The 9282-nt window shown below is 54.2% G+C and carries 7 protein-coding genes and 1 riboswitch; of the genes, 5 read left to right on the plus strand and 2 right to left on the minus strand.

The features are described from left to right. Positions 1-120: 120 nt before the first annotated feature. Positions 121-813 carry an aquaporin Z gene (aqpZ, locus tag PMI17_RS18230; RefSeq protein WP_007891321.1) on the minus strand — a complete coding sequence of 231 codons (693 nt, stop codon included), beginning with the start codon at positions 811-813 and terminating at the stop codon, positions 121-123. Positions 814-1077: 264 nt separating this feature from the next. Continuing rightward, positions 1078-2433: a lysine-sensitive aspartokinase 3 gene (gene lysC / locus PMI17_RS18235; RefSeq protein ID WP_007891323.1), complete on the minus strand. Its 1356-nt coding sequence runs from the start codon at positions 2431-2433 to the stop codon at positions 1078-1080. Positions 2434-2544: 111 nt separating this feature from the next. Then, positions 2545-2739, minus strand: a riboswitch (Lysine riboswitch). Positions 2740-3112: 373 nt separating this feature from the next. On the opposite strand from lysC, the gene pgi reads away from it, so the two are divergent. From pgi to PMI17_RS18260, 5 genes are all read left to right on the plus strand, one after another. Further along, positions 3113-4759, plus strand: a complete 1647-nt coding sequence (gene pgi / locus PMI17_RS18240; RefSeq protein WP_007891325.1) for a glucose-6-phosphate isomerase — start codon at positions 3113-3115, stop codon at positions 4757-4759. A 525-nt stretch (positions 4760-5284) separates the two neighbouring features. Next, positions 5285-5533, plus strand: a complete 249-nt coding sequence (gene yjbE / locus PMI17_RS18245) for an exopolysaccharide production protein YjbE (RefSeq protein WP_007891326.1) — start codon at positions 5285-5287, stop codon at positions 5531-5533. Positions 5534-5606: 73 nt separating this feature from the next. After that, complete coding sequence (locus tag PMI17_RS18250; RefSeq protein ID WP_007891327.1) at positions 5607-6254, plus strand: YjbF family lipoprotein; 648 nt, start codon at positions 5607-5609, stop codon at positions 6252-6254. Further along, positions 6251-6988, plus strand: coding sequence for a capsule biosynthesis GfcC D2 domain-containing protein (locus tag PMI17_RS18255; protein ID WP_007891328.1), 738 nt, complete (start codon positions 6251-6253; stop codon positions 6986-6988). Before PMI17_RS18250 ends, PMI17_RS18255 begins: the two co-directional genes overlap by 4 nt. Next, positions 6988-9078, plus strand: a complete 2091-nt coding sequence (locus PMI17_RS18260) for a YjbH domain-containing protein (RefSeq protein ID WP_007891329.1) — start codon at positions 6988-6990, stop codon at positions 9076-9078. The genes PMI17_RS18255 and PMI17_RS18260 overlap by 1 nt, the downstream gene beginning before the upstream one ends. The last annotated feature ends 204 nt before the right edge of the window (positions 9079-9282 follow it).

A 9282-nucleotide genomic window follows, 5' to 3' on the forward strand; every position in this document is an offset into this window, starting at 1 on the left:
GGAACGACCACAGCGACGGACGCGGGATCATAACATTTCGTTATCTTGACGTAAGGCGGGAAGTCACTTGCAGAGGAAAATGCGGATCGGCTGCTGCCGATCCGCGGAAATACGACGAAGTTACTCTGCTTTTTCCAGTAAAAAGCGGTAGATCGCACCACCAATCGCGGCACCAATAATCGGTAACAACCAGAACATCCACAGCTGATCCAATGCCCAGCCACCCTGGAAGATGGCCACGCCGGTACTACGCGCCGGGTTCACGGAAGTATTGGTTACAGGAATGCTTACCAGATGGATCAGCGTCAGCGCCAGACCGATAGCAATCGGTGCAAAACCGGCCGGTGCACGTTTATCGGTTGAGCCCATAATCACAATCAGGAATACCGCCGTCAGCACCAGCTCGGTGATCATCCCCGCAGTCAGGCTAAAACCGCCTGGTGAGTGCTCACCATAACCGTTAGAAGCAAAACCGCTGGCCGCCGCATCGAAACCGGCTTTACCGCTGGCGATCAGATACAACACGCCCGCTGCGGCGATGGCACCGACTAATTGCGCGATAATATAGGGCACGACCTGTGACACCGGAAAACGGCCGCCCACGGTCAGACCGATGGTGACCGCCGGGTTAAAATGGCCACCTGAAATATGGCCTACGGCAAACGCCATCACCAATACTGTCAAACCAAATGCCAGCGCCACACCCGCAAAACCGATGCCCAACTCTGGAAACGCCGCCGCCAAAACCGCACTACCACAACCGCCTAAAACCAGCACAAAAGTGCCGAGCGTCTCTGCCACTAACCTTTTCATCTTTATTCCCTCAAATAATTTAATGTTTTCGCGGCGGGATTATCGTTTTTGGCGATTAAAGCGCAACCGCTGAATGAGAGGATAGTGTGATTTTTAGCCAATTCCAGCGTAATCAAGACGTGTCTTGCCCGTCATCAGAGGAATCTTCAGAAATGTCTGGAACGAAGAATACGGTAGCGCTGCGCTTAAATTATTGTTTAAGGAAATTAACCAATAAAAAAGCCGGACCAGGTCCGGCTTGATTTATTGCGCTAAAAATTTGCCTTAAGAACCAAAAAGATTCTTGTGCAGTGCGCGTACCACCTCTTCTGCATCTGGCGTTGGCACCAGGAAGCACAGGTTATAACTGCTGGCACCGTAGCAAATCATGCGCAGATTGAACGGCTCCAGTGCGCCGAATACCTCTTTGCCCACGCCGCAGGCTTTCGACAGGTTGTTACCGATGATCGCCACCAACGCCAGATTCTCTTCTACCTCCACACGGCACAGTGAAGAGAGTTCAGTCAGCAGCGCCTGCGTCAGCAAGCTGTCGCCGGTGGTGGTGGAGCCGGTGCTATCCAGCGTCAGCGCCACGCTCACTTCCGAGGTAGTGACCAAGTCAACCGAAATGCTATGGCGTGCCAGAATATTGAACACCTCGGCCAGGAAGCCGTGTGCATGCAGCATGTTCAGACTGTGCAGCGTCACCAGCGTCTGCTTACGACGCAGTGCCAGCGCGCGGAACAACGGTGGATTTTTGGTTTCGTTGCACACGCGCGTACCGCCCGCAGCCGGATCTTTACTCGAACCGACGAACACCGGGATATCGCTGCGCACCGCCGGCAGCAAGGTGGCCGGATGCAGCACTTTGGCTCCGAAAATGGCCATTTCCGCCGCTTCCTCGAAAGTAATCTCTTCGATACGTTTTGCGGTGGAGACCACGCGAGGATCGGTGGTGTAGATACCGGCGACATCGGTCCAGATATCAATGCGTGCCGCCTGCAACGCTTCGCCCAGCAGCGCGGCGGTGTAATCACTGCCGCCACGGCCCAGCGTGGTAGTGCGGCCTTTGATTTCGCTACCGATAAAGCCCTGAGTGACCACCAGCGCTTCAGCAATGCGCGGCTGCAGCTGCGATGCCGCCAGCTCTTTCACCGTCGCCACTTCGGGTTCCGCGCGGCCAAAGCGGTCGCTGGTGCGCATCACTTTACGCACGTCAAACCATTCGCTGTTGACCTGGCGCTCGCGCAGGATCTCCACGAACAGCAGCGTCGACATCAGCTCACCGTGGCTCACCAGTTCGTCGGTTAGCGCATGCGAAGTGGCCAGCGAGGTCGCTTCGGACAGCATGGTGATGTTTTCCAGCATGCGATCAATCTCTTCGCGAATGACATCCGGCGACTGTAGACGATCGATGATGGCGTATTGAATCCGGCGGATTTCATCCAGCAGGTAAGCGCGTTGCGCTTGTTCCTGGCCTTCAGCAAGGGCAACCAGCAGGTTGGTGACGCCAGCGGAGGCAGAGAGCACCACTAAGCGGGTATTGGCATCCGACAGCACAACATCTGCGCTGCGGTTCATAGCATCAAAATCGGCAACGCTGGTGCCGCCAAATTTAGCCACGATCAGATTTTGAGACATGTAACGAACCCCGTGTCAGGTTATCTTTCTTCCGTTTTTGGGGCGGAAGACATAGTAGCAGCCTTGGCACAAGAGAAGAGCAGAATTGGGCAGACAAGATCAGTAGACAAGTCACCCAGAAGCGCTTCACCTTGCGAAGCGTCCGACTGTGGACGATTCTGGTGACAACCCAGAGGATTCAGCCCCTGCAGCCGACAGTGCAACACCCCGCGTGTTGCCCCACCTCGGCGTCACACCCCCTGATGTGTTATCTGCGGATACGGATCCTCAAACACACTGCCTGGGCGACGCGCCTCTTCTGGCTTACACCCGGAGGTGTAAGTAGCGCGCATAAAGTACTGATTATTTTCCCCCCTGTCCATCCCTGCACTTTGAGGATTTCTCACTTTTACACTTCGGTAAACGCATCGTTGAACAAACGCGCTTGCCAACACCGACCTAAAGTAGAGTCCGAATCAGACAAATGCCGCTTTTTGCTGATGCGGCACAGGGAAATTACCTGCTGCTGCGCTGACAATCGCCGCCGGATTTACCTGAAACACTGCGGCCACGGTCACAAATTTTTTCCCTTAGGTAGTAACTGTAGTCATACTCAACCCCGTGCAAGAGTGCTAAGGATGCCGGGCGAGCAGGATGCCCCGGATGGAATGACGGTTCTTATATCAACTAGAGTGTTGCCATGAAAAATATCAATCCGACCCAAACCGCAGCCTGGAAAGCGCTGCAGCAGCATTTTGACCAGATGAAATCGGTGCAAATCGCCGATCTGTTTGCGCAAGATGCCGATCGTTTTGCGAAATTCTCTGCCACTTTCGATGACCAGATGCTGGTGGATTTCTCTAAAAACCGCATCACCGAGGAAACCCTCGAAAAATTACAGGCGTTGGCTAAAGAGACCGATCTGGCTGGCGCGATCAAATCGATGTTCTCTGGCGAGAAGATCAACCGCACTGAAGAGCGCGCGGTACTGCACGTTGCACTGCGTAATCGCAGCAACACCCCAATTGTGGTCGACGGCAAAGATGTGATGCCGGAAGTCAACGCGGTACTGGCGAAGATGAAAGGCTTCTCCGAGCGCATCATTAGCGGTGAGTGGAAAGGCTATACCGGTAAAGCGATCACCGATGTGGTTAACATCGGCATCGGCGGTTCCGACCTCGGCCCGTTTATGGTGACCGAAGCGCTGCGTCCGTACAAAAATCACCTCAACATGCACTTTGTATCCAACGTTGATGGCACGCACATCGCTGAAACGCTGAAAGATCTCAGCCCGGAAACTACGCTGTTCCTCGTGGCATCAAAAACCTTCACCACGCAGGAAACCATGACCAACGCCCACAGCGCGCGTGACTGGTTCCTGAAAACCGCGGGCGACCAACAGCATGTGGCGAAGCACTTCGCAGCGCTGTCGACCAACGGCAAAGCGGTGGGTGAATTCGGTATCGATACCGACAACATGTTCGAATTCTGGGATTGGGTTGGCGGCCGATATTCACTGTGGTCAGCAATCGGCTTGTCGATCATTCTGTCTATCGGCTTCGAGAACTTCGAGCAGCTGTTGAGCGGCGCACATGCGATGGATAATCACTTTGCTAATACGCCTGCCGAGCAAAACCTGCCGGTACTGCTGGCGCTGATTGGCATCTGGTACAACAACTTCTTTGGTGCCGAAACCGAAGCGATTCTGCCGTACGACCAGTACATGCATCGCTTTGCTGCTTACTTCCAGCAGGGCAACATGGAATCCAACGGTAAATATGTCGATCGTGAAGGCAACCCGGTGGATTATCAGACTGGCCCCATCATTTGGGGTGAGCCAGGCACCAACGGCCAGCACGCGTTCTACCAGCTGATTCACCAGGGCACCAAACTGATTCCGTGCGACTTCATTGCACCGGCCTTGAGCCACAACGTGCTGACCGATCACCATCCGAAGCTGCTGTCGAACTTCTTTGCGCAGACCGAAGCGCTGGCGTTTGGTAAGTCGCGTGATGTGGTAGAGAAAGAGTTCACCGATGCCGGCAAATCGGCCGCATCCGTGGCACATATCGTGCCGTTCAAGGTGTTCGAAGGTAACCGTCCAACCAACTCAATCCTGCTACGTGAAATTACGCCGTTCAGCCTGGGCTCGCTGATTGCGCTGTATGAACACAAAATCTTCACGCAAGGCGCGATTCTCAACATCTTCACCTTTGACCAATGGGGCGTTGAATTGGGCAAACAGCTGGCAAACCGCATCTTGCCAGAGCTGGAGAATGACGCGGAAATTAGTAGCCACGATAGCTCCACTAATGGCTTAATTAATCGCTACAAATCCTGGCGTTAATTTCCCACCCACCAAGTGAATAAGGCGGCATGGTTGCCGCCTTTTTTATGCCAAATAGGCCACAACCCGCGCAATACGGTTATTTTAGTCTGCTGCTCCGCTTAGAAAATTCTTAAAATACGCTAAGGATAATCGGAAGTTTGCCCTATTACCCGCCACCCTTTTAATTAAAAAATGGCCCTATTTTACGGTCAGCCTCTCGCTATCCATATGATTGATTTATCATTTTTATTTAACCTGCTTCAGGAAATTCTGATTATTCCTATTCCGTACCAATAGTTAATGCAAAAGTGAAAAATTCTGCCCTGCTATAGACAATCAAATAATTATTCCACCCTCAGAAAAAACTGCATTTAAAAAAAGCAGCTAACGCCAATTCGCCGTATTTATCACCAGAAATGTCTCAGGTTTGCGCCCTCTTTTACTCATGCTGAACTCTGGTAATTTGTTGCCCTATACTGAACGCGCCCGAATTCTGGGTAGATCCTACATTCATTGATTCATATAAATGCAGGAAACGTTGTTATGAAAAAACTGATGGTTGCCGGTGCAGCCTTACTTTACGTTGCCGTTTCTTCCGCTGCGATTGCCGCGCCGGAAGAAGCTGGTGCTGCAGCAGGCGCGCAGGCGGGAGCAATCTCTGCCGGTGCGTCTACCGCTGTCGGTATCGGCGCGCTCGGTGCGTTAGTGGGTCTCGGCATTGCTGCTTCTGGCGGCGGTGACGGTGCAAATACCGGTACAACAACAACCACCACAACGAGCACCACTCGTTGATGTAGCACCTTTAAGCATAACCACACACCCGTGTGGTTATTTTTTGCTTGGCTTATTTAGACAGGGATACACAGTGCGCCGACTCTCTTTGCTACTTCTTTGCCTGTTGTTGCAGGCCTGCACACAAACGCAAAAAGGCCTTGAACAAACCGTGATGCTGGCCGTTAACGGCCCGGATGATGTCACGGTTACCGATGAACAGGTTGCTAACCTGCCCTACGCCAGCCTCTATGCTCACATCAATGATGGTCCGCGCATCTTCGTGGTGCTCGGTTACAACGAAAACGGTCAGCAGAAGTGGATCACCCAGGATAAAGCGATGCTGGTGATGCAGCATGGCCGCCTGGTGAAAACCCTCGGATTACCGAGCAACCTCGCTGGCGTCAGCAACCTGCCGCAGGATCCGCTCGCCGATGCGTTACACCTGCAAAACGGTGCCAGCTGGACGCGCGTGGTGCAGTGGCGCGAGCAGGATAACGTGCGCGCCGCGACAGCCGTTTCCCGCTTCCAGCGCGGTGACGATACGGTGCTGGATATCACCGGCGAACGCGTGCCGTGCCGCGTCTGGCATGAGACCGTTCGCATGGAGAGCCTGGGGACCGAGTGGCAAAATACGTTCTGGATAGATAACCGTGACGGCACGGTGCTGCAGGCCAGCCAGATGCTGGCCGCCGATGCATTCCCTGTTGAAACCACCATTCTGAAGCCGGCGAAATCATGAATAAAATAACTCCAATGCTGGCAGCGTTGATGCTGCTAACGGCTGGCCATGCGCTGGCCGCGGCTCAAGTCACCGTGCACGATGTGCAGGGTAAAAACGCACTGCAAATCGATGATGCGCAAAACCTCTCTCAATTACTGACAAATCCTGCACTGCGCAGTTGGTGGCCGGGCACGGTGATTGCCGAACGCGGTGCAACCGCGGTAGCACAGCAACAGCAGAAACAGCTGCTGGCCGATCTGCGCGCCTGGCAAGCCGACAGCGGCGAGTCGCTAGCCGCCACCATTGGCGCTGTCATCCACCAGCTTAACGACATAAAAGTCACTGGCCGCCAGTTCACCTCACTCGATCCCGATGAGGTGCGTCTGCGTCCGCAGGCTAACCGTACGCTGCAGGGCAGCTATGACCTCTACACGCTGGCACAGCCCACGCAGGTATTGGTGCTGGGTGCGCTGAGCAATCCAGGAAAAGAGAGCTGGCAGCCTGGCCGTGAAGTGCGTGATTACCTCGACGGTCACTATCGCCTTTCCGGTGCGGAACGCAGCTTTGCCACGGTGATTGCGCCGTCTGGCAGCACACAACACGTGCCAATTGCCTACTGGAATCATCGCCATATCGAAGTGGAGCCCGGCAGCATTATCTGGCTCGGTTTCACCTCATGGAGCCTGCCCTGGGGCCAAAGCGATTTGAATGCGCGCATGCTTTCCGTTCTGACTCACCGGATACCAGACTGATGAAAAAACAATTAATTATCAGCCTGCTGGCTGCTTCTGTTTCCGCTGCCTGCCAGGTGCATGCGGAGACCTGGCCGGAACCGGTCGGCCCTTCGCAATCTGATTTTGGCGGCGTAGGCCTGATGCAGACGCCAACTGCGCGTATGGCGAAAGAGGGCGAATTTAGCGTTAACTTCCGCGATAACGATCAATATCGTTACTATTCGGCCTCACTGCAGCTGTTCCCGTGGCTGGAAACTACCGTGCGTTATACCGACGTGCGAACCCGTCGCTACAGCGCAGTGGAAGGCTTCAGCGGCAATCAAAGTTATAAAGATAAAGCCTTCGATGTGAAGCTGCGCCTGTGGCAAGAGAGCTACTGGCTGCCGGAAGTGGCCGTGGGCTCGCGCGATTTAGGCGGTACCGGTTTATTCGACAGCGAATATCTGGTGGCCAGCAAAGCGTGGGGACCGTTTGATTTCACTTTAGGTCTGGGCTGGGGTTATCTCGGCAATAGCGGCACCATCAAAAACCCGTTCTGCTCCTATAGCGACAGTTTCTGTAGCCGCACCGGTAACGGCGAAGCGGGTTCGATTAACGGTTCGCAGATGTTCCACGGTCCTTCAGCACTGTTTGGTGGCGTGGAGTATCAAACGCCATGGCAGCCGCTGCGCCTGAAGGTGGAGTACGAAGGTAACAACTATCAGGATGATTTTGCTGGCCGTCTGGATCAGCGCAGTAAGGTTAACGTCGGCGCGATTTATCGCATCACCGATTGGGCCGACATCAACGCCAGCTACGAGCGCGGCAACACCTTTATGTTCGGCTTTACCCTGCGCACTAACTTCAACGATCTGCATCAGTCGCACATTGATAGCGAGAAACCGGCCTACAACCCGCAGCCGCAGGGCGACCTGCTGCAACCGACGGTGGTGGCGAATCAGCTGACGGATCTGAAGTACAACGCCGGACTGAACGGCCCGCATATCCAGACCAAAGGCAGCACGCTGTACGTTTCCGGCGAGCAAACCAAATATCGCGACACGCGCGAAGGCGTCGATCGTGCCAATCGCATCATCATGAACAACCTGCCTGCCGGTATCGATACCATCGATGTCACCGAGTCGCGCTTCAATATGCCGCAGGTGAGCACGCGCACCAACGTCGCCAGCCTGCACAACGAGCTGGCCGGTTATCCGCTTGGGCATGAGCAGCCGCTGCAGCAAACGCGCGACAATCCGGTTGATCCCGGCACCACCGAGCAAGGTTTCTTCATCCGCAAAGATCGCCTGAACTACAGCTTGTCGCCGGTGCTGAATCAGTCGGTCGGCGGACCGGAAAGCTTCTACATGTATCAGATTGGCGTGATGGCCAACGCCGATTACTGGCTCACCGATCATCTATTAGTCGGCGGCAGCCTGTTCGGTAACATCGCCAACAACTATGACAAGTTTAACTATAACGGCGCGCCAGCCGACTCCACGCTGCCACGCGTGCGTACCCATATTCGTGATTACGTTGAGAACAACGTTTACGTCAACGATCTGCAAGCCAACTATATGCGGTCGCTCGGCAACGGTTTCTACGGCCAGGTTTACGGCGGTTATCTGGAAACCATGTATGGTGGCGTCGGTGGCGAGGTGTTGTATCGTCCGATTGATAGCAACTGGGCATTCGGCGTTGATGCCAACTACGTGAAGCAGCGTGATTGGGACAACATGATGCAGTTCACCGACTACAAAGCGCCAACCGGGCATTTCACCGCTTACTGGCGTCCGTGGTTTATGCAGGATGTATTGGTGAAAGCCAGCGTCGGTGAATATCTGGCAAAAGATAAAGGCGTGACGTTGGATGTGTCGAAGCGCTTCGACAGCGGTGTGATGGTTGGCTTCTACGCCACCAAAACCAATGTGTCGGCAGAAGCGTATGGTGAAGGCGACTTTACCAAAGGCTTCTACATTTCGGTACCGATGGATCTGTTTACCGTGACGCCTACGCGTGGCCGTGCCCAGGTGAACTGGGTGCCGTTAACGCGTGATGGCGGCCAGATGCTGGGCCGTAAGTATCAGCTGTATGATCTAACGTCAGATCGCGATGCGCGCTTTAATTAATTGATTCATCTGTATTAATCGTAGGGTCGGCATTTATGCCGACCTTTTTTTGTACATATATTTAAGAAGGTCGCCATCAATGGCGTAATGCACGTCAGTTAAGCAGCGCACTTGCTCTGCGTGGGTTACCTGGTCGCCATGAATGGCGACCCTACAGGCGTTACAGCGATGATGATTCAGAAATATGCATTGATGCTGCAGCGC

The sequence above is a fragment of the Pantoea sp. GM01 genome (assembly GCF_000282675.1).
Taxonomy (GTDB): Bacteria; Pseudomonadota; Gammaproteobacteria; order Enterobacterales; family Enterobacteriaceae; genus Pantoea; species Pantoea nemavictus.

Coding starts and splice junctions, on each gene's coding strand:
- aqpZ (WP_007891321.1), bottom strand. CDS start 813: ATGAAAAGGTTAGTGGCAGAGACGCTCGGCACTTTTGTGCTGGTTTTA.
- lysC (WP_007891323.1), bottom strand. CDS start 2,433: ATGTCTCAAAATCTGATCGTGGCTAAATTTGGCGGCACCAGCGTTGCC.
- pgi (WP_007891325.1), top strand. CDS start 3,113: ATGAAAAATATCAATCCGACCCAAACCGCAGCCTGGAAAGCGCTGCAG.
- yjbE (WP_007891326.1), top strand. CDS start 5,285: ATGAAAAAACTGATGGTTGCCGGTGCAGCCTTACTTTACGTTGCCGTT.
- PMI17_RS18255 (WP_007891328.1), top strand. CDS start 6,251: ATGAATAAAATAACTCCAATGCTGGCAGCGTTGATGCTGCTAACGGCT.
- PMI17_RS18260 (WP_007891329.1), top strand. CDS start 6,988: ATGAAAAAACAATTAATTATCAGCCTGCTGGCTGCTTCTGTTTCCGCT.